Source organism: Chitinophaga sp. Hz27 (genome assembly GCF_042263525.1).
Classification (GTDB): domain Bacteria; phylum Bacteroidota; class Bacteroidia; order Chitinophagales; family Chitinophagaceae; genus Chitinophaga.
In genome coordinates this window covers 130,060-153,540 of record NZ_JBHKFJ010000008.1, presented here as the reverse complement: position 1 = coordinate 153,540, position 23,481 = coordinate 130,060, and the positions used below count along the sequence as shown (strand labels likewise).

Annotated in this window: 10 protein-coding genes; 8 read left to right on the top strand and 2 right to left on the bottom strand. The window is 44.1% G+C overall.

Going from position 1 to position 23,481, the window contains the following annotated elements:
• Positions 1–13: 13 nt before the first annotated feature.
• Positions 14–697 (bottom strand): response regulator transcription factor, encoded by a 684-nt coding sequence (locus tag ACE38W_RS19820; RefSeq protein ID WP_167013266.1) that lies wholly within the window; start codon positions 695–697, stop codon positions 14–16.
• A 162-nt stretch (positions 698–859) separates the two neighbouring features.
• Positions 860–1,603, bottom strand: coding sequence for a DUF1003 domain-containing protein (locus ACE38W_RS19815; RefSeq protein WP_375833664.1), 744 nt, complete (start codon positions 1,601–1,603; stop codon positions 860–862).
• A gap of 194 nt (positions 1,604–1,797) precedes the next feature.
• On the opposite strand from ACE38W_RS19815, the gene ACE38W_RS19810 reads away from it, so the two are divergent.
• The 8 genes from ACE38W_RS19810 (at position 1,798) to ACE38W_RS19775 (ending at position 23,296) form a co-directional block, all read left to right on the top strand.
• Complete coding sequence (locus ACE38W_RS19810) at positions 1,798–3,993, top strand: hypothetical protein (RefSeq protein ID WP_375833662.1); 2,196 nt, start codon at positions 1,798–1,800, stop codon at positions 3,991–3,993.
• Between the two features lie 124 nt (positions 3,994–4,117).
• Entirely contained in the window at positions 4,118–5,785 is a 1,668-nt protein-coding gene (locus ACE38W_RS19805; RefSeq protein ID WP_375833660.1) for an ABC transporter ATP-binding protein, read from the top strand.
• A gap of 228 nt (positions 5,786–6,013) precedes the next feature.
• Positions 6,014–7,141, top strand: a complete 1,128-nt coding sequence (gene atpB, locus ACE38W_RS19800) for a F0F1 ATP synthase subunit A (RefSeq protein ID WP_375833657.1) — start codon at positions 6,014–6,016, stop codon at positions 7,139–7,141.
• A 38-nt stretch (positions 7,142–7,179) separates the two neighbouring features.
• Positions 7,180–7,452 carry an ATP synthase F0 subunit C gene (gene atpE, locus ACE38W_RS19795; RefSeq protein WP_167013256.1) on the top strand — a complete coding sequence of 91 codons (273 nt, stop codon included), beginning with the start codon at positions 7,180–7,182 and terminating at the stop codon, positions 7,450–7,452.
• Positions 7,453–7,532: 80 nt separating this feature from the next.
• Positions 7,533–8,027 carry a F0F1 ATP synthase subunit B gene (gene atpF / locus ACE38W_RS19790; RefSeq protein WP_375833655.1) on the top strand — a complete coding sequence of 165 codons (495 nt, stop codon included), beginning with the start codon at positions 7,533–7,535 and terminating at the stop codon, positions 8,025–8,027.
• A 58-nt stretch (positions 8,028–8,085) separates the two neighbouring features.
• The gene (atpH, locus tag ACE38W_RS19785; RefSeq protein WP_375833652.1) at positions 8,086–8,643 is read left to right on the top strand and encodes an ATP synthase F1 subunit delta; all 558 of its coding nucleotides are present in this window, start codon (positions 8,086–8,088) and stop codon (positions 8,641–8,643) included.
• Positions 8,644–8,724: 81 nt separating this feature from the next.
• Positions 8,725–10,302, top strand: coding sequence for a F0F1 ATP synthase subunit alpha (atpA, locus tag ACE38W_RS19780; RefSeq protein WP_375833650.1), 1,578 nt, complete (start codon positions 8,725–8,727; stop codon positions 10,300–10,302).
• 148 nt (positions 10,303–10,450) lie between these two features.
• The gene (locus tag ACE38W_RS19775; RefSeq protein WP_375833647.1) at positions 10,451–23,296 is read left to right on the top strand and encodes a gliding motility-associated C-terminal domain-containing protein; all 12,846 of its coding nucleotides are present in this window, start codon (positions 10,451–10,453) and stop codon (positions 23,294–23,296) included.
• Positions 23,297–23,481 lie beyond the last annotated feature (185 nt).

The window sequence follows — 23,481 nt, the reverse complement described above, 5'->3', positions numbered from 1 at the left end:
CTGTCAAAGAGAATTACATTTCGAATTTGTACCCTACACCTTTTACGGTAGTAATGAGGTCTATCCCTATCTTCTGACGAATCTTCCGTATGTGAACATCAATTGTACGGTCACCTACGATTACTTCAGTACCCCAAACCTGGTTGAGGATTTCATTGCGAAGGAATACGCGGCCTGGTTTAGATGCCAGCAATTGCAACAGTTCAAATTCTTTCTTAGCAAGGATGATTTCCTGACCTTTGTAGGTAACCGTGAATTTCTCACGATCGATAATAAGATCTCCTAACTGTACCTGCATTTCTTCCGGTTTGTGCAAACGGCGGAATAAGGCATTGATGCGGCTTACCAGTAATTTAGGTTTGATAGGTTTGGCAATGTAATCATCGGCACCCATGTTAAGACCGTCGATCTCCGACTTCTCATCATTAAGTGCTGTTAAAAACAGTACCATGGTATCTTTAAACTCAGGGAACTTTCTGATCTCTCGACAAGTATCGATTCCGTTTTTGTTCGGCATCATGATATCCAGCATAATCAGGTCAGGTCTGAATATCTTTGCTTTCTGGATAGCCTCGTTGCCGTCTTTTGCAGTTACGGTATCATATCCCGCAGATTTGAGATTGTAACTGATGATTTCAAGTATGTCCAACTCATCATCTACTACCAGGATTTTTCCAGCTACGGCTTGGTCTATCATAAACTTTATGCTTTAATAAAGACGGCACAAAATTATAATCTGTGCCCTGTGATTAATGGAAAAATAACATTATGAAATTGTTAATTCAATATGCTAACCCATTTTTCACGGTCAATTCAAAATTAAGACAAAATTCCAGGTAAGGGGATAAAGGCTATTGTATTAAGATAATTTTATATTAACATCTTTCTGATTATTATTCGAATTGCCATTTTTTATAGCAGCCATGATCTGATTCATCAATGCTAGTTGAGCTTGCTGCAAATCCAACATATCCTGCTGTTGGGTGATTATAAGATGATCGATTTTCTCATGCAAAATTCTTACTTCCAGCTCTGATTTCAGGTTAATCATGTAATCACTCTTTGCACGTTGACGATCTTTATCTTCCTGTCTGTTCTGGCTCATCATGATAACCGGTGCCTGTAAGGCCGCCAGGCAGGAGAGGATCAGGTTCAGTAAAATGAACGGATATGGATCGAAGCCCTTATTCAGCAGAAGGTAGACATTCAATCCCATCCAAACTACGATAAAGGCCATGAAAATAATGATGAATCTCCAGCTGCCACCAAATTCCGCAATTTTATCTGCCAGCCTCTCGCCATAACTGAGGTGAACATTCTGTGAGTCTTCTTCCAATTTATCCGTCAGGATCTTATTGCTTTTCAGGTTCTCCAGTACTTCTCTTTCTACCTGGGTAAGCTCGCCCATTTCCTCCGAAAACAATGACTCATAGAACTTTTGACGGTAATGTGTCAGTTCAGATAACGCGATATGACATTTGTGATTAAAGCGCGGATGATCAGATTTTATCATCTGAAGCACCGATGGACGTATCAGTTTTGCACTTACTTTTTCGATTTCGGGGAAGGTTTTTCCAGAAATATCACTCACAAATGTGTTCATAATGACCTGTTTTTTAACAGTTAATGTGCTTCGTTTGTTACTATCTATGACCTTTTTTATGGTTAACTTCTATAAAGATATAGGAAAATCATATTTATTTGTACTTAAAAGCTAGTCACTAACGGCGCCGACCGGGAATGCAAGCAAATTGGTTGTAAATTTGCTATCAGGTTGGCTGAAAAGGAGATTAAATAATGAGGAAAATTTTAATCATGTTGTTGTTGGTTGCCTGTCAAGGCGGCCTGACGTATGCACAAAGTAGTCATTTGCAAATCCCAATATCGAGACAGGGATTCCATGATAACATAGACAAAGAACAAGCGATGGCGGCGAAATTCGACGGTAAAGCCGACGATCTCGTACGTGTTTCAGATGATCAGACGATCAATCTGCAGGTAACTAATGCCTTGATCAAAGAAGTGGACGATATGCAGGTGGAAATCGAAAGAGACAGTTCGCTCGACCACCGCCTGAAAGTTAAATATCTCACTGGGCTTTACTCCATGCTGAAGGATTACAACTTCAAAAGAGCACATCACCTGATCGAACCCGAAGAAGCACCTGCTATTGTGCAAGCTTATCATAACATGATGCGCGCTGACATCAAGCATCAAAGCATTGCCCCTTATATTCAGGGACTTTCTTTTGCCGGTTCAGAAAAACTGATTGAAATCTTTAACGATAATCCTGGTTATAAGGCTGCGAAAGGAATGGTATTTACCAAATATGCCTTTAATAACCTGGAAACAGTGATGCCTAAACTGAGCAACTACCTTGATTATCCAGGTACCGACTCAATAGTGGCTGCAGTAGCCCGTAAATACCCAAATCAGGTGCTTACCTACGCTACCTCCTATACGCCGATGGCAAATGCGATCAAGCGTAATCCGGATCCAATCGTTCAAACGATCGTGAATATTGGTAAGTCGCCGCAAAGCACTCGTATCCTCCCTTTCATAGATGAGTTACTGGCTGGTACTACCAGCATCGAGAAACTGGAGAAAGTAGCAGACAATGATCGCCAGTACTATCGTCAGATGGTAAAATCCATGATCAACCTGCAGAAAATGAAAAGTGAAAACCAGCACCCGATTGGTATGAAAGCCATGATGGAAAATATGCAGGCAAAATCACTGATCTATATCCGTGAGGTAAATGACCTTCACGAAGAATCTGCACCGGTAAGGTTCAAGATAGTAAATGATTTCAGCCCTGCTGAGCTATACTACCTCATTATCAACGGACAGGAAGAATTATATACATCCAGCTATACCAACCACAATAATGCTGGTTTATATGACCAGATGATGGCACGTATGAAGCCTCCACGTGGTGATAGTTTGCTGATGACGGTAAATTTTGACCGTTTCAAGAAATTTATCGCCATGGCAGCAGGTTTCAATACACTGGACAACTTCCTTAAGTCTATGGCGCCTGAAAACTCCAACTACCTGATGCAGAAATATGTACAGAACCTGGAGAAAACAGAAGATCTGGAAGATGCCGTGGACGTAGCAAATTCCTTCGGAAGTATCCGTGATCCTAAGTTGCTGGACTTCCTCCGTGCAGAGGTGCGCAACAACCTGGCTTATGTTAAAAAACATAACGACCATCGTGGTATCGTGATCTATCAGTTGCTCAGCAGCTTGTTTGAATCCGAGTCTACACCTGGTAGTGAAACTACTATTGCCAATGATATGGCCGCCAAGCTACAGTTACCTCCAATCAACTTCGTGACTTATAGCGCGCTGCAAAGTGACAGCGGTCGTGTTTATCAACAGGTATTTTTCTATGGAGATAAAGATGGTCAGGAATCCTTTGCCAGCTTTATGACTAACTTCCCTAAGGGCGAGTGGTCTGTAAGAAAAGAGAAATACTGGGCGGTAATAACTTCTTTAAAAGGAAAACCAACCACTATCTTTGCAAATCTTCCGTTAGATGAACCTGCAGATAAAGATGCTATCTCCAGACTTTCTGACTACCTGGATGAAAATGATATTCATCCAACAGTGTTTATCCACCGTGGGCATAGTTATCATGTGAACACTACACTGGATAACCTGCAGAGCTCTGCGAAAATCGTTATCCTGGGTTCTTGTGGTGGTTACCATAACCTGGCGGTAGTGCTGCAGAAAGCACCGGATGCACATATTATTTCTTCCAAACAGGTGGGTACCCGTTTTGTGAACGAGCCAATTATTCGTAGCTTGGAAGAAGTAATCCTGAGTGGAAAAAATATTGACTGGGTGCAGATGTGGGCAGGTTTAGCGAAGAAGTTTGCAGGAGATGCACGTAATAAAGAGCTGTTCAGCGATTACGTTCCTCCTCACAAAAACCTGGGAGCTATATTCATTAAAGCTTACAGGCAGATCATGAAAGACGATAAGTAATCATAGACTAATTAATAGATCAACGACCGTGAGTAACGTGGCAGTAAAAAGAGTATTTGATTTTAGCCTGCTTAGACGGATATTTTCCTTTGCGAAACCCTATAAGCGCTCATTTTATGTGTCCATGGTGTTAACTGTGGTATTGGCAGTGATCTCACCATTACGGCCATATCTGATACAGATAACCGTTGATAAATATATTGCGAACCAGCTGATGCGCATGCTAGTGCTGGTAACCGTATTACAGATAGCCTTACTGCTGTTGGAAACAGTAGTAAGGTTTTTCTTTTCATACCTCACTAACTGGCTGGGACAATCTGTGGTGAAGGATATGCGTGTAACGGTTTTTAAGAAGATCATTCACCTGAACCTGGCCTTTTTTGATAAAACTCCAATCGGTACCCTGACCACCCGTACGATCAATGATATAGAAGCTATCAATGATGTTTTTTCAGAAGGGATTATCAGTATAGTGGCTGATTTACTGATGATTATCGCCATTTTGACGGTGATGTTTATCGAAGACTGGCGGCTAACGCTGGTGAGTTTATCTCCATTTCCCATTCTTATTATCGCTACTTATATTTTTAAAGAAACTGTAAACAAGTCCTTTTATCGGGTACGTAATGCAGTTTCGGCCTTAAACGCCTTTGTACAGGAACATCTCACTGGGATGGTAGTGGTACAGGCATTCACCGGAGAAAAGCGTGAATTTGCCCGTTTTAAGCAGATAAATAAAGACCATAGAGATGCCAACATTGATGCAATTTTTGCTTATTCTGTATTTTTCCCTGTAGTTGAGATTATCCTGGCTATCTCCCTTGGATTGATGGTTTGGTGGGGTTCCAATAAAGTGCTGAATTATGAGGTTACCCAGGGAGTGATGATTGCCTTTATCATGTATCTGAATATGCTGTTCAGGCCTTTACGCATGATGGCTGACAAGTTCAATACCTTGCAAATGGGTATGGTGGCTAGTGAGCGTGTGTTTAAGATTTTGGACAATGAGGATTATATCCCTGATCATGGCAAGCAGGATGGTAAAAACATGAAAGGGGCACTCAGCTTTGATCATGTATCTTTTGCTTATGTAGAGGATCGGTATGTGTTGAAAGACATCGATTTTGAGGCGAAACCCGGAGATACTGTTGCTATTGTAGGGCATACCGGTTCTGGTAAAACTACGATTATCAGTATCCTGAATCGTTTGTATGAGGTGCAGAAAGGTAGTATTAAGATAGATGGCGTTCCGTTGCCGGATTATTCTTTACATGCTTTGCGCAGTAGAATAGGGGTGGTACTGCAAGACGTATTTCTGTTCAGTGGGTCTATTTACGACAATATTACTTTACATAACGCTGCGATCAGTAGAGAAGAAGTGGAATCTGCGGCGAGACTGATTGGTATTCATGACTTTATCATGCAGTTGCCGGGAGGTTATGATTACCAGGTAATGGAGAGGGGTAGTACTTTATCGTTGGGGCAGCGTCAGTTGATTTCCTTTGTGCGGGCGTTATTGTATGATCCGGCGATCTTGGTATTGGATGAGGCTACTTCATCAGTGGATACGGAATCGGAGTTATTGATACAAAATGCGATTGATAAGTTGATAGCGGACAGGACGGCGATTATCATAGCGCACAGATTATCAACGATTAGTAAGGCTGATAAGATTATTGTGCTGGATAAGGGAGAGATTAAGGAGATGGGAAGTCATGAAGAGTTATTGAAGCTGGAAGGGTTTTATTACAAGCTTCACAGTATGCAATTTACCAGTTCTGCGGCCTCCTGATATATTACATAAAATTATATATAGATTTATACCGATATAACCTGTAAAAAAACGGGAAAATTCTTCCAAAAAATCAAAGCATTTTTAAGTTATAAGTTGTTGACCCTCAATTGTCTTATATAAAGCCTTCCTTTTTTTTCATTATCGCTGAATTTTTGAGATAAAAACGTTTATCTTTGCGCAAAATTTCAGAAAACGGTGATATCTTTCAGTCGGTTCAAACATAGTATGGTAGCACTTGTGATGGCGTTAGGCCTTCACGGTTTTGGTAATTCAGCTTTTGCCGCGGCAAACAGCGAGGGTGGCGAGTCTACCCATGCTGAGGCTGAGCACAAAGAGAAATTTGATGCTAAGGAGGAGATCCTTGGTCACGTAAAAGATCAGCACGACTGGCATTTTATGGACCTGGGAGAAACCAAGGTAACAATTCCATTACCAGTTATCATCTACAATCCTGCTCGCGGTACATCTGCGTTTATGTCTTCAGCTTTTGAGCATGGTCATGCTTCACATGATGGTTATCGTTTGGTAACAAAGCATTATGTGGAAGAGAAGGGCCTGAGTCCTGCGAAATATGTAACAGGAACTATCATTGCGGTAGACGGACAGGATAATCCAACTGGAGAGAAGATCTACGATTTTTCTATTACGAAGAACATTACTTCTATGATCATCGGAGCGATTCTGTTGATCTGGATGATGTTATCAGTAGCTAAAGCTTACAAAACCCGTGGTAGCAAGCAAGCGCCTAAAGGTTTCCAGAGTGTGATGGAGCCGGTTATCATTTTCATGAGAGATGAGGTGGTGAAGCCAAACATTCCTGGTAAAGCAGCTGAGAAGTATACTCCCTTTATTCTGACTATATTCTTCTTTATCCTGATTAACAACCTGTTGGGTCTGTTACCAGGTTCTGCCAACGTAACAGGTAACATTGCAGTAACTGCTGCATTGGCTATTGTTAGTTTCATTGCCATCTTGATTAGTTCTAACAAGCATTTCTGGGGTCACATCTTTAATCCTCCGGTTCCTGGTGGTGTTAAAGTAATTCTGGCGCCGGTGGAGCTGATCGGAGTATTCACTAAGCCTGTGTCACTGGCTATCCGACTTTTTGCCAACATCCTGGCGGGTCACATTATCATCTTGAGCATTATTTCCCTGGTATTTATATTTGGTGGTCTGAATAAGGCTGCTGGTTATGGTTTCTTACCGATTACTATCTTCTTCAACATTGTAATGATGATGCTGGAGTTGTTGGTAGCGTTTATCCAGGCGTTTATCTTCGCTACGCTGACAGCAGTATTTATTGGTCAGGCGATGGAAGGTGGACATGATGATGCACATGGTGCACACCACTAATAGGTTCGTTTAATTTTAAATTCAAATACATATTCATTATGGCACTTTTGACTGTTTTATTGCAGGCTGCTAACGAAGCTGCTGCATCTGCTTCAGGTTTAGCAAAAGCTGGTGGTGCGATCGGTGCTGGTATCGCAGCAATCGCTGCTGGTATCGGTGTAGGTAACATCGGTAAGAGCGCTCTGGAATCTATCGCTCGTCAACCAGAAGCTGCAAATGACATCCGTGCAAACATGATCCTGGCAGCTGCGCTGGTAGAGGGTGTTGCCCTGTTCGGTGTAATCGCTGGTCTGTTGGCGGTAGTTATGTAAGCCAAACTCTTTACTGCATCCGGCGCACAGGGCAAAGGATGCAGTAATCTTTACAATTAAAAAAATTAAATCCTCGTAATATGGATCTGTTGATACCAGCGGTCGGCTTATTTATTATCTCTTTTGTAATCTTCGTTATTGTATTCCTCGTTCTGAAGAAATTTGCCTGGACTCCTATCCTGGCGGTTCTGAAAGAAAGGGAAGGATCTATTGCTGATTCTATCGCTTCTGCAGAAAGAGTGAAAGAAGAGATGGCACAGATGAAAGCTGAACACGAACACGTGCTGGCTGAAGCAAAAGCTGAAAGAAGCAAAATCCTGAAAGAAGCTAAAGACGCAAAAGATCTGATCATCAGTGAAGCCAAAACTCAGGCACAAGCTGAAGCTAAGAAGATCATCTCTGAAGCTTATTCCGCTATCGAAACCCAGAAAATGGCAGCTTTAACGGAAGTTAAAAACCAGGTTGGTACCCTCGTGATTGAAGTGGCTGAAAAAGTTCTGAGAAAAGAACTGTCAGACAAATCTGCTCAGGAAGGTTATGTAAAACAACTGGCACAGGAAATCAAATTGAACTAAGAAAAATCGGCTTTTGACTGTTAGCGATAACAGTTAAAGGTTTAAAGCAATAAGCGATATGCAGAATCCCCGTTTAGCATCCCGGTATGCAAAATCATTAATCGATCTGGTTCAGGAAAAGGGCCAGTTAGAAGAAGTGCATAACGATATGCTGTTTTTACAACAGGTGATCAAATCTAACCGCGAACTAGTACTGTTGCTCAAAAGCCCTATTGTTAAGGCTGATGCTAAGCAGAAAATCCTGGACGCGGTCCTGAATGGCCGTGTGAGTGGCACCACTCAGCAATTCATCAAATTACTGGTAGTGAAAGGCCGTGAGGCTAACCTGGCAGAAATTGCAAGTGAATTCGGTCATCAGTATAATGTTATCAAAAACATTGCTACTGTAAAAATAACTACCGCTGTTCCTATGGAACAGGCTACACTGGACATGATCAAACAGAAAGTAGCTACCGGTAGCCAGACTATCAACCTGGAAGCTAAGGTTAATCCTGAGCTGATTGGTGGATTTGTGCTGGAAGCCGCAGATCAGTTGTATGATGCGTCTGTTCTCAATGAACTGAAAACGCTGAAACAACAATTTACTAAGAATATTTACGTATCTGATATACGTTAATCATACAGCAGCCGCTGCGTACACGCAAAGCTGTTGTCGTTACACAACTTATTCTAACGACTCTTTTTAAAAAGCATAATTATGGTTGATATTAAACCTGATGAAATTTCGGCGATATTACGCCAGCAGTTAAGCAACTTCAATGCTGATGCCAACCTGGAAGAAGTTGGTACAGTACTGCAAGTAGGTGATGGTATTGCGCGCATTTACGGTTTGGGTAACGTAGGTTACGGTGAACTGGTTGAGTTCAGCAATGGTGTTAGAGCGATTGCATTGAACCTCGAAGAAGATAACGTAGGTGTGGTATTGATGGGTGAATCAACAGGCATTAAAGAAGGTGATAAAGTACGTCGTACCAAAAAGATCGCATCTATCAATGTAGGTGAAGGTATGGTTGGTCGCGTGGTAAATACCCTGGGCGAACCAATCGATGGTAAAGGCCCTATCACTGGTGAACTGTACGAAATGCCACTGGAGCGTAAAGCACCGGGTGTTCTGTTCCGTGAGCCAGTAAAAGAACCACTGCAAACAGGTGTTAAAGCGATCGACGCGATGATCCCTGTAGGTCGTGGTCAACGTGAGCTGGTAATTGGTGACCGTCAGACAGGTAAAACTGCTATCTGTATTGATACTATCATCAACCAGAAAGAGTTCTACGAAGCTGGTAAACCAGTTTATTGTATCTACGTTGCAATCGGTCAGAAAGCATCTACCGTTGCTGGTGTAATGAAAACATTACAGGAAGCTGGTGCAATGGCTTACACTACTATCGTAGCTGCAAACGCTGCTGATCCTGCTCCACTGCAGTTCTACGCTCCATTCGCTGGTGCTGCTATCGGTGAATTCTTCCGTGATAGCGGTCGTCCTGCACTGATCGTATATGATGATCTGTCTAAACAGGCAGTTGCTTACCGTGAGGTATCCCTGCTGCTGAAACGTCCTCCAGGTCGTGAAGCTTATCCAGGTGACGTATTCTACCTGCATAGCCGTCTGCTGGAACGTGCTGCAAAAATCATCAACAAAGATGAAATTGCTCGCCAGATGAACGACTTACCTGAGTCTATCAAACACCTGGTTAAAGGTGGTGGTTCCCTGACAGCATTGCCTATCATCGAAACACAAGCATCTGACGTATCTGCATATATCCCTACCAACGTAATCTCCATCACCGATGGTCAGATCTTCCTGGAAGGTAACCTGTTCAACGCTGGTATCCGTCCTGCGATCAACGTAGGTATCTCTGTATCCCGTGTAGGTGGTAACGCGCAGATCAAATCCATGAAAAAAGTATCCGGTACCCTGAAACTGGACCAGGCTCAATATCGTGAGATGGAAGCCTTCTCCAAATTCGGTGGTGACCTCGATGCTGCTACCAAAGCCGTAATCGACAAAGGTCAGCGTAACGTGGAAATCCTGAAACAAGCACAGTACAGCCCTTATCCAGTAGAAAAGCAAGTTGCTATGATCTACCTGGGTACCAATGGTCTGCTGCGTGAAGTTCCTGTTAAACAGGTAAAAGCTTTCGAAGAAGCATTCCTGAATGAAATGGATGTTCGTCTGCCAGACGTTCTCCTCGAATTCAAAAAAGGTAACTTACCAGAAGATGGTATCAAGAAAATGGTTACCCTGGCTAATGAGCTGAAAGCAAGATTCGCATAATCGAATTCTTATATAACGAAAGCCCCCTCTACGCAGTAGAGGGGGCTTTTTATTTTAATACCGATTTGAACCCATACACCCCTAAATTGGTTGTTAATCCTGCTGACCTGTTACATCCCTATCCGCAGTTTACTCCAATCTGATGTTTATGGGTATTTCTACATTACGTTACGTCCTACTGTTGTTTATTTCTGTGCTGTTGGCGGGTTTCCAGGCAAAGGCCCAAAATCCTGACCTCTCTATTACCAAAACAAATAGCGGCAATCTCAGAAAAAGTCTTAATGGCTCTTTTACCTTAACCGTCATTAACCAAGGTGCTGCCAAGCCTTCTGGCAACCTGGTAACGGTGACGGACGTACTCCCCGCCGGACTTATTCCCGGAACTGCTACAGGAGATGGCTGGAGTATATCCGTGACTGGAAATACTGTTACGGCTACACGTACAGACGTGCTTAATGCCGACGGCATTTATCCCGTTATCACTATTCCTGTAAAAGTGGCGTCTGATGCACCCAATACCATCACCAATACTGCCACCGTTGCTACTACAGGAGATACTAACCCTGCTAACAATTCATCTTCCAATGTCATAGACACCCGACGACTGATGGATTTACAGATCGTCACCATGGACCTGCCGGCCCATGCCTGTGTGAATTCTCCTTATACTATTAAAGTTACAGTGCGTAATAACGGCCCTGATTCTGCCGTGAACGGGAAATTCCAATTCAGTGTATCCACTGCCGTTAATACCCTTACCCTCACTAATAAGCAGATCATCGCTGGCGGTGGTTCTTTTGGAAGTGGATCCGTAGTGAATAGCGTGTATACTGATTCGGTAACATTAGTTGCTGGCGGTGTGGCTACCTTTACGTTTAATGTACTGGTAACATTACCCGCACCCGCAGACCTGGGCATAGCAGAGGCATTCCTTACCCGCTCGGCTACCGACCTTGACATAGATGCTTCCAACATAAACAACCAGATTCCTGGAACACCAGAACAAGAATGTGATGGACCGCCATCGGGAGGTGGATGTAATAACCTCCTTAGAGACACTACCCTGGTAGCTAATGGAGTACAGGCAAATGCTGGCCCTGATCAGAATCTTTGTGAAAACTCAGGCGCTTCTCTACAGGGTAATAATGTCACTGGTATCTGGACGCAGGCCTCTGGCCCAACTACTGCTACCATCAACAATCCTACATCTCCGAATACCAATGTGAATAACTTACAGTTTGGTACCTACGCTTTTGTGTGGACAGTCACCAACGGGGGATGTGGAAAAGTATCTGATACGGTGTTGATCACCAACTGGGAGCAACCTACGCCATCGCGGCCTGGAGGTGATGCTACTATTTGTGGCAGCTCATACACCCTGCAGGCGCAAGCACCTACTGCTGGAACTGGCGTCTGGACCCAATCTTCCGGACCCAATACCGCCACATTCGCCAATCCCGCAGATCCTAATACCGTTGTATCAGGACTTATTGCCGGCACTTATGTATTTGTGTGGACAACCTCCAACGGACCTGTTTGTCCGCCGAACTCGCAGCAGGTAACCATTCACGTGAATGCCGGACCAACACAAGCCAATGCTGGTCCAGATCAGCAGCTTTGTAACGTGACATCCACCACTATGCAGGCCAATAGCCCCGGGCAGAATGAAAATGGCACCTGGAACCAGGTAGCAGGGCCAAACCAGGCTAATATCCTTAACAGAAGCTCCGCAACCACAGGAATCGAAAATCTGACTATAGGCACCTATTCATTTACCTGGAGTATCCAGGGTGGTAATTGCCCAAATACAATTGATACGGTAAACATCGTGGTTCAATCAGGAGGCACACTCGCGAATGCTGGCCCTGACCAAACGAAATATAATAGTGGCATATTTACTATGAGTGCCAATAACCCTGCTACCGGTAATGGTACCTGGGCCGTTATATCAGGAAGCGCCATAATTGTCAGTACCACAGATCCTACCACACAGGTGACCTTGCAACCTAATACCAGCGCTACTTTAACGTGGACGATCGATAACGGTGTCTGTGGAATTTCTGTTGATACCGTGGTACTACAATATCTTACTCAGGCAGATTTACAGATTACAAAAACTGTGTTATCAGGCAACTTCGCTACTGGCACTACGGTACAATACAGCTTGCTGGTACAAAATCTGGGAAGTTCTGATGCCACAGGTTTTACTATTGTGGATAACGTGCCAGCCCAGCTTACCAATGTTTCCTGGACTGCCGCTACGAATGGTAATAATGTGAGCATCTCTCCAATGTCTGGTACTGGTAATAACATGAGCGCTACTGCTAATATTCCTTTTGCAACAGGGAATCGTATAGTCATTACTGTTACTGGCAAAATAGCTGCTACTGCTATTGGCGGCACTGTTATCACCAATACCGCAACGGTTACACCTAATGCCAGTATGCCTGATCCTAATCAAAACAATAACACCAGTACTGTTGCTAATACAGTTCCCAACAATCCGCCAGTAGCTGTGGATGATAACTACACCACCTATCGCGATGTGGCTGTTTCCGGAAATGTGATCACTAATGATTATGATCCTGATAATGATGCGCTGTCAGTTAATACCACACCAGCTTCTGGTCCTTCCAACGGAACAGTGCAACTGAATGCTGATGGTACCTTTACTTATACGCCAGCACCAGGTTTTACGGGAAATGACAAGTTCGTATATACGTTATGCGACTCTCACGGAGCCTGTGTTAACGGTAACGTATATATAACGGTGCTGCCTGCGGTAATTGACCTCGATGTGAAAAAAACAGCAAGTCCGGCTACCGTAACCGCTGGCGGAGCTTTGACCTATACCGTCACTGTTACGAATAAAGGCGTTTCAACGATACATCCGAATGAAACCTTTACCGTGAAGGATACTTTGCCTTCCGGTTTTATTGCTACAGGGGTTACTGCAAGTCAAGGTACTTTGTATGTTGCCAGTGGCAACTGGACAGGGGTTACGCTTGCACCTGGTCAATCAGTAACTGCTACCATCACTGGTACGGTATCCTCTAGTTATACTGGCACCACTATTACAAACAAGGTAACTGCTATTCCACCTGCTGGCACAACAGATAGTACACTCGCCATTGATAGTGTTACCACTCCTGTAACAAAAGCGGTGGAAATCGTTGTTACTAAAACAGATAACAAAACGACTTACGTTCCGGGAGCAGACAATACTTATGCGATAGTAGTAAAGAACCTGGGCCCTTCAGATCTGATTGGTGGTACCTTTACAGATCTTTTGCCAAACGGAATTACCATTGGTTCCTGGTCAGTGGTGACGATCAGTTCGCAACCAACAAGGTCTTCTGGTACAGGTTCTATCAACCAGACCTTTGATCTACCCGCGGGATCAAGTGCGCTGATTTCGTATACAATTTCAGTTCCATCTTCTTATACAGGTCAGTTAATAAATACGGCGTCGGTAACTATCCCTAACGGTTATACGAATATCAATCCTGATAAAAATTCGGCGACCGATATTGATGATCAGAATAGTACCGTTGCGGTGACAGTTCAAAAGACCGGGCCTTCATCTGCAAATGCAGGAGATCCGATATCTTATTCCATACAGGTAACTAATGCAGGGCCTTCTGATTTGGTCAATGCAAGCGTACAGGATTTATTGCCATCACAATTGTTGTCGCCCACCTGGACGGTGACAACAGCTGGCAATGCCACGGTTTCTCCAGCTAGTGGCAGCGGCAATGTGAACTTTACTACCAATATTCCGGCAGGAACCGCCAATACCGTAACAATTCTTGTATCGGGTATTATCTCCCCGGATGCTACCGGATCAATTACCAATACCGCAACTGTTACGCCTGCAGGCAAAACGCCGGTATCTTCCAATACGGTTACCACTATTATCACCAGCAAAACTGGAATTACCATACAGAAAACAGGACCTTCTTCTGGGCATGTTGTCGCTGGAAATAGTATTGGATACGATATTACCGTTACAAACTCCGGCCCTTCCAATGCAACTAACCTGGTGTTGAAAGACACTGTGCCAGCTAACATTACAAATGTAACCTGGAGAGTAACACCTATAGGATTGGCGTCAATAGTCAATGGCGCACCTACAAACGGTAGTGGTAATATTGTAAATACTACAGTAGATATTACCGCAGGTGTTGCTAATCAGGTATTGATTCATATAGACGGTACCGTTAGTCCAAATGCTACAGGTACCTTGAGTAATACCGCATATGCTATATCTACGGATGGATCTTCTAAACAAGCAAATAACCAAACACTGATCGATAATGCTTCGCAGTTAGAGATCGTGAAATCTGGCCCTGCCACAGTTGATGCAGGTGGTACAATTACTTACACATTGCAGGTTAACAATAATGGGCCATCTAATGCGATGGGTGCTGCTATTAGTGACCAGATACCAGTAGGGATTACCAATGTATCCTGGACAGCTAGTGCTGTTGGATCAGCTGTTATCAGGTCTGGCGCTACTGGTAGTGGCAATGCAGTATTAGTTGATGCCGATATTCCTGTTGGCACTAATAACATTGTAACAGTCACTGTTACAGGTACGATTGCACCTGATGTAACAGGCGTAATTACGAATTTTGGCAGTGTGACTGGAAATAATACAACAGTTAATTCTAATGTGGTGCAGACACAGGTGAATGTCAATGCACGATTATCAATCGTGAAAACTGGGCCAGCTACTGCAGAAGCAGGAAGTAATATCAGTTATGGATTTGCCATCTACAACAATGGCCCATCAGATGCAACCAGTATTTTAGTAAGGGATACATTACCTGCTGGCCTCAGTGGCGCCGTCGTTAAATCTACCATTAATGGCAATGCTACTGTTTCCAATATCACTGTTAATGGAAATATTATTACCGTTACGGGTACTATCAAAGCTGGTGCTACGAATTCAATTGTCCTGAATATAACTGCTGCCATAGATCCGTCTTTTGTGGGACAAATAAACAATACTGGATATCTTACCAATGATGGTATTACCATTTATCCATCTAACGTAGTGACTACTACAGTAGCGAGCAACCCGAAACTGGTCATACAAAAGAACGGCCCTGATTCTATTTCGGCGGGACAAACTATCAACTATACATTGCAAATAGGTAATACAGGTGTTTCCAATGCACAAAATGTAACAGTAAGTGATGTGGTACCTGCAGCAATTACTAATGTGAAATGGACTGCTTCTACGCTAGGCTCAGCAACAGTTACAACTGGTGCTTCAGGAACAGGAAATACTATTAATGTAAGTGGAGATATTCCTCGTGGCTTTACCAACCGCATTGTTGTTTTGGTATCAGGTACGGTAAGTCCTTCCTATACAGGTAGCTTACAAAACTTTGCTACAACGGGTGCAGATGGTGTTGGTACAATAAATTCTGACACAGTGAATACCGTAGTGGTTAATAGCGCTAATATGGTAATCCAGAAGTCGGGGCCAACAATAGTAGGAGCTGGAGATAAAGTCGTATATACGATAGACGTTAGTAATAACGGACCATCGGATGCAATGCGCGTGGATATTTCGGATATGCTGCCTAAAGAGATGATCAACAGTAGTTATGCCATTTCGACTACTGGTGGCGCTAGTATTATATCCCGTTCGCAGACCGCAATACAAACACTTGCTAATATTCCGGCAGGGACGGGGCATGTTATCATTACTGTAAATGCGACAGCAGATCCATCTGCTGCTGGTACCGTAATAAATGAAGCCGCAGAAACATTGAATCAACGGGATTCGCTGAAAGCAACTGTACTCACCCAAATATTGAATCAACCTGTATTGGTGTTGGATAAAACCGGCCCCGCGCAAATCAATGCAGGACAGGCTATCAACTATACTTTAGTAGCTACCAATACCGCCAGGAGTGATGCAAAAGCAGTTACACTGCAAGATGTAATTCCAACTGCGATTACTAATGTCAGCTGGTCTGCCTCTGTTAGTGGAACGGCTACTATCAGTAGCGGGCAGACAGGTACCGGCAATAATGTATTTGTTACTGGAGATATGCCAGCGGGTACTGGAAATCATATATTCGTTAACGTAAGTGGCATCGTTAAGCCTGATTACGCTGGCAGCTTTACCAATTTCGGCACCATCTATCCTAAAGATCACGATACTACCTACAGCGATACGGTACAAACTACCGTGACCAGCAGCAGCGCGTTGAATGTTGTTAAATCAGGCCCTGACTCGGTAGCCGCAGGAAGTCAGATTACCTATACATTGTTGGTATCTAACAGTGGGCCTTCAGATGCCAGAAATATCTTCATAACAGATGCAGTGCCGGCATTTATACAAAATGTATCATGGACAACCGGGAGTGCTGGTACAGCCTCTATTATATCAGGAAGTGGTACTGGCAATAATATAATGGTAAACGGAAATATTCCGGCAGGCGTCCGCAATTTCTTACAAGTAACTATTGTTGGCACAGTAGATCCATCGTTTACAGGCGTGATCCCTAATAGTGCACAGGCAGTTATTACAGGGAATCCGGCAGTTCCATCAAACCAAATACAAACAGTAGTATATCGTAAAACAGGTATTGCCATTACGAAAAATGCACCTTCGAAAGTTAATATCGGTGGAAATATCAGTTATCAATTGGTGGTGTCTAACAGTGGTCCTTCGAATGCCACAGGATTAACCATTGCAGATATTGTACCTGGGGATATTACCAATGTTTCCTGGACAGCCACTACTACCGGAACTGCGCAGGTAACATCTGGCGCCGCCGGTAATGGAAATAGCATCAACATTACGGGTAATATCAATGCCGGTACAGGTAATACCATTGTGGTGAATATCAATGGTTCCTTGCGTTCCGATGCCACTGCGGGTACATTAACGAACATTGCTTCAGCAACGCCTTCCGGCGAGCAACCTGTGGCAGATACAGCCAGTACACAGAAGATTTATAGTCCTGGTATTCAATTACAAAAAACAGGGCCTGCCACCATTAACCCGGGTAACCATATCGCCTATACGATTGTGGTGGGTAACGTTGGGCCTTCTGATGTTACAAATCTTGCTATTGCAGATCAATTGGATGCAGGTATATTAAACGCACAATGGACGGCTGTAACCCGTGGTGGCGCTACGGTTAGCGCGGCAAGTGGTACGGGGAATATTAATCTCACAGGTAATATTCCTGCTGGAAATGCTAACCAAATATTGATAACGGTTACGGGTATACTGGATCCATCATTTAGTGCATCATCTTTGGTGAATACAGCGACCGCGCAGTTTACAGGTGGTACACCAGTGATATCTTCCGTTACTTCTACAGTAACGCCAAGTGTGGCCTTGAGCCTAACGAAGAGTGGACCTGCAGTGGCCTCTCCTGGTGAAAAAATTACTTATATACTAACTCTGACCAATCAGGGACCTAGTAATGCCACTGGTCTGAACTTCCTGGATATTATCCCTGCAACGCTTACCAATGTTAACTGGACGGCGACCGCCAATGGTGCTGGGGCTGCGGTTTCTGTAAGCAGTGGCACAGGCAATGTATCCTTCCTTGCAGACCTTCCTGCAGGTATAAATAATAATATTCAGGTGGTGGTAAATGCGTCCATCGATCCGGCTACTACCGCCAATAGCATCGTAAACGTAGCTACTGCGGCTAAGCCAGGTTCTGGAATAACTCCGGCCACGGCTACTTTTGTGACGGAATTAATGCCGATTGCCGACCTGGCCATCGTGAAAAGCGGGCCTGCTACTGTGACAGCCGGGCAATCCATCGTCTATACGCTGCGTGTAACCAATAATGGATATGCAGATGTTATCGGTGCAAATATTGGTGATCTGTTGCCTGCCGACTTTATTATCAGCAGCGCAACGGCAACATCTGGTGGCAACGCAAGTTCTGTGGCGCCAGTAGTAAATGGACAACAGGTAACCACTGTTGCTAACATAGCCGCAGGCGCAGGAAATTATGTGTTGGTAACGATTACTGGTACTGTGTCTCCGGCAGCTACGGGTACTATGACGAATACAGCGATCGTTTCTCCACCAGCGGGAGTTACAGATGATAACCTGCTCAATAACAGCAGCACTGTTACCGCTGATATAAGTACAAAGGTTGGATTGGCGATTTCAAAATATGGACCTGCCAGTGTGAATATCGGCGACACCATTCATTACCAGCTTATCGTGGATAATAACGGGCCATCCGACGCGAACGGTGCCTCTATTACAGATAATGTACCAGCAAGCGTACAGGTAACGCAGTGGACGGCTACAGCCACTGGTAATGCAAGTGTTTCCCCTGCAAGTGGTACTGGAAATAATATTGCACTTACTGGAAATGTGGGAGGTTCAATGTCTGGTGTAATCACTGTAAATATTACAGGTGTGGTACTGCCTACTGCAGGAACCTCTATTATCAACAGTGCTACGGCTACTGTTGGCGATGACCGTACCAGCACGGTTACTACTTCTGTCAATAAATCTGTAAATCTCAGAATCAATAAAACAGCACCTTATACTTTAGGAGCAGGACAACCAATAACGTATACTATCAACGTCACCAATGACGGTCCTGCAGATGTCACAAATGCAGTTATTGCAGACGTCTTAAATGCTGCTGTTACTAATGCCACGTGGACTGCAACGGGCAGTGGTGGCGCTACTGTGGCCACTACTACAGGTAATGGCAATGTGTCATTGCTAGCTTCTATTCCTGCCAGCACCGGACGTGTGCAGGTTACTGTAACAGGAACGGTTGATCCAAATTATACAGGGGTACTACCTAATACTGCTACTGCTACATTACCTGCCGGCATATCAGGCCCATCGCCGGTTTCATCTACCGTCAATACTATTATAACAGGCAGTGATAATTTACAGGTGGCTAAAGCAGGACCCGCGGCGGCCATACCAGGAAGTACGATCAGCTATATATTAGCAGTCTCCAATCCAGGACCAGCCACTGCTAATGGTATCACTATCACAGATACTATTCCTGCGGATATTAGTAACGTAACCTGGACAAGTGCGGCCGTAAATGGTAATATTACCGCCAATGCAACAGGCTCTGGAAGCAATATCAATGTACAGGGCAATCTTTCTGCCGGTGGTGTGATGCGGGTAATCGTTACCGGTACTGTTAACAGCTCCTTCACCGGAACACTGCTCAATACCACGTATGCTGCATTAGGGGCCAATACTTTCAGTAGTAACCAGGTGTCAACTATTGTTACTGCGAAAGCAGGGCTGAATATTCAGAAATCAGGTCCAGATAATGTGATGGCTGGTCAGGCAATCAACTACAACATAGTCGTTGGAAATGCGGGGCCTTCAGATGCGCAGGATGCCACCATTGGGGACCTGATACCAGCTGGAATTCTCAACCCGGTATGGACGGCCACCACTACAGGCGCAGCAGTGATTACCAGCGGCGCTACCGTCAACAAACCTGGAAATGTAATACTTATAGCAAATATCCCGGCAGGAAATGCCAATACAGTAGTGATCAATATTACTGGTACAATAGACCCAACATTCAGTGGTACTATCACCAATGTTGGTCAGGCGGGCCTTCCAAACCAAATGCGTGTAACCGACACCGTTAACACATTAGTGACAAACTACGCAGCAATGCAATTAGTGAAGGATGGTCCTGATACTGTGAATGCAGGCGGGGTAGTGGCTTACTCAGTAGTGTTACAGAATAATGGCCCATCCAAAGGATTCGGTATTCACTTTACAGACACTGTCCCTTCTCAATTAAGTAATGTGAGATGGAGTGCGGTTGCAAAAGGTAATGCGGTAATACAGGGTGGAAATATTAATAACCAGACTGGCAACCCTGATTTTATTGTTGATATCCCCGCCGGGGCAGATAATAGTATTCTTGTTACCATTAACGGTATTGTTGATCCTGCATTTACTGGCTCAATCAACAACCATGCTGCTGTGGTAGTAAATAATGTAACAGTGCCTTCCAATACAGTAAATACTGTAGTTGTAAATAAATCTGGATTACATATCAGCAAAACGGCTGCAGCAAATCTACACGCAGGAGGTAGAATAACATATAACCTCCTGGTGACAAATTCAGGTCCGTCAGATGCTACCAATGTGGCTATTAATGACCAGCTGCCTGCTCCAATTGTAAACGCCAGCTGGGTAGCTACTGCTAATGGACAGGCGACCATAGGTGGCGCTAAAACACTTACAGGAACAGGTAACGTGATGATATCTGCTGATATACCTGCAGGTGTAGATAATAATATATCCGTAAACGTTATCGGATCACTGGCTCCTTCATTTGCGGGTACTATTTCCAATACTGCCAGTTATACTGCTGGTACAATTACCGATAGTAGCACCGTTCAATCTGTAATTACTGCGGATGAAAAAGTAAGTATCCGTAAATCTGGTCCTGATACACTATCTGCAGGCAGTTATATTACATATTCACTGGTGGTGCAAAACACCGGCCTGGTGCCGTTAAACAATCTGTCTATCATCGATAGTGTACCAGCTAATGTGCAACAGGTAACATGGACAGCCGCCACCACCGGCGGAACAATAACTGGCGGCGTCACCGGCTCCGGTAATAATGTACTTGTTAATGGTACACTACCGGTAGGCACAGATAATAGTATTATTATTACCATCACAGGGTATGTAGGGCCATCAGCAACAGGCAGTATCACAAATAGCTGTCGCGCATCCAATGGCAACAGCACCTTAGCGATTGACCAAAAGGTAACTGCCATTACAAACAATCCTTCAGTGGTACTTACTAAAACCGGGCCTGCTACAGCGGCCAGTGGCAGCAATATCACCTATCTGATAGACGCGGCTAATTTTGGACCTTCTGATCTGTTGAGTGCAGTACTCACAGATAATGTGCCGCCACAAATCCGTAATGTCACCTGGACAGTTACTACCTATGGCAGAACGGTAATGACATCGCCTCACACCAATACCGGCACCGGTAACCAGATTCGGATTGCAGGATTCTTGCCAGCGGGAGATTCTAACCGGGTACATATTCAAGTGAATGGTACAATTGATCCTGGTTTTACTGGCACATTGGTGAATACGGCCACTGGTATGGATGATATAGGCCGAAGTAAAACAGCCAGTGTAACCACCACCGTTACCAATGTACCAGTGCTGGGTATCACTAAAACCGGCCCTGCTACAGTGAATGCCGGTAATGCAGTCAGCTATCATATTACTGTTACCAACCAGGGTACTGCGGATATTGGTGGCGTGTTGATAACTGATGCAGTGCCAGCAACTCTTACTAATGTCACCTGGACAGCCACAACTACCGGCGCCGCCACAGTATTGGGCGCGGGCTCGGGTAATGGAAATAATATATCACTGATGGGTGCAATTCCTTTAGGTATCGGTAATTCAATTAACATCACCGTCAATGGACAGGTACCTTCTGATACAAAAGCAACCAGTATCACTAACAGTGCCGTTGCCAAAGGGCCAGATAGTGTAGCCGTAAATTCAAATACGGTTACTACAAATATTAATCAGCTGGCGGGGCTGCAGGTCGTGAAAACCGGCCCTGCTACCGCTGATGCAGGTGATAGCATTACGTATATCATCACCCTTACAAATAATGGTCCTTCTTCAGCATTAGAAGCTACATTAACCGATAATGTTCCGACAGCCATTCAAGGCTATACCTGGATTGCTTATGCTACCGGCAATGCTAGCCTCACAAGGCCAGGTATCGGTACTAATACACCGGTAACTGTTTCTGGCAATATTCCAGTTGGCAACAACAATAGCATCATTGTTAATATCTCTGGAAAAATACGCAGCGATTTCAGTGGCAACATGACTAACAGCGCAGTGGCAGCGGTGAATGGACTGGTAGCCAATTCTAATGTGGTCACTACGGTGGTAAGCAGAACTGCAGATGTATCGATTACTAAGTCGGGCGACGTACAAATCGGTGAACTGGATTCTATTACCTACATGTTGGTTGCCACCAATCGTGGTCCTGCGGCTGCGGATGGAGCAGTGATAACAGATAATCTGCCAGCAGCCATTTCTGGTGCAGTGGTTACTGTCGTAGATACAATATTGGGATCAGGTAACGTCATCATCAATAATTCGAATAACAGCGTGAATGCCACCATTGGTAGGTTCCCTGCCGGAAGTACCGTGTCTGTCATGGTTAGAGGGCTGGTAACCGGAATAGGATTCATTACCAACAGGGCCACGGTTACGGTGCCTGCTGGCGTTACAGACCCTGACCTCAGTAACAATACCAGCGGTGTTGCAGGTACTACTATCGTAGAAAGAATGAACGCAGATATGCAGCTGACTAAATCCGTACAAGCAGCAAATCCATTGCATGTGGGTGATAAGGCTAGCTATAGTATCCGCGTAACCAATGCAGGACCTAAAGCTGCTAGCAGCGTGCTGGTTACAGATACGTTGAAACCAAACCTGGAAATGGTCGGACAACCTGCGGTAAGCGCAGGTACTGCAACTTATGATCCAGGCACCCGAATTCTCTTGTGGACAAAAGATTCCATGGCTGTGGGTACTGTGCAGACCATCACTTATACTGTCAGAATCACTAATACCGGCGTTGCTGTAAATGCAGCGAGAGTGAGTGCTTTAACACCTGACGGTGATCAATCCAATAACTACGATGTTACAACATCGATTATGGTAACAGGTGATGATATCTACATACCAAATGTTATCTCGCCTAATGGAGATGGTAAAAATGATAACTTCAAGATACCTGGGTTAGATAGGTATCCGAATTCAACACTGTTGATCTATAACAGATGGGGTAATATGGTATACCAGAATAAGAACTATGATAATAGTTGGGATGGCAGGGATTTGAATGAAGGCACTTATTTCTATATTCTCAAACTAAATACAGGTAACGGAGAAAGACTATACAAAGGGTGGATAGAGTTAGTTAGGTAAATACTGCGATTTTCACCGGAAATCAATCATGTTTTTGATTGATTTTACCGGAGATGATTTAAGCGAATAAATGCCTGAAACTATTGGTGGTATTGAGCTTGTCGGCAAAACGCCTCAAATACTCGGTAAAATTGACCGAGTATTTGAGGCGTTCTTTTGTAATGGTTTTTTAGCCGACTAACTTT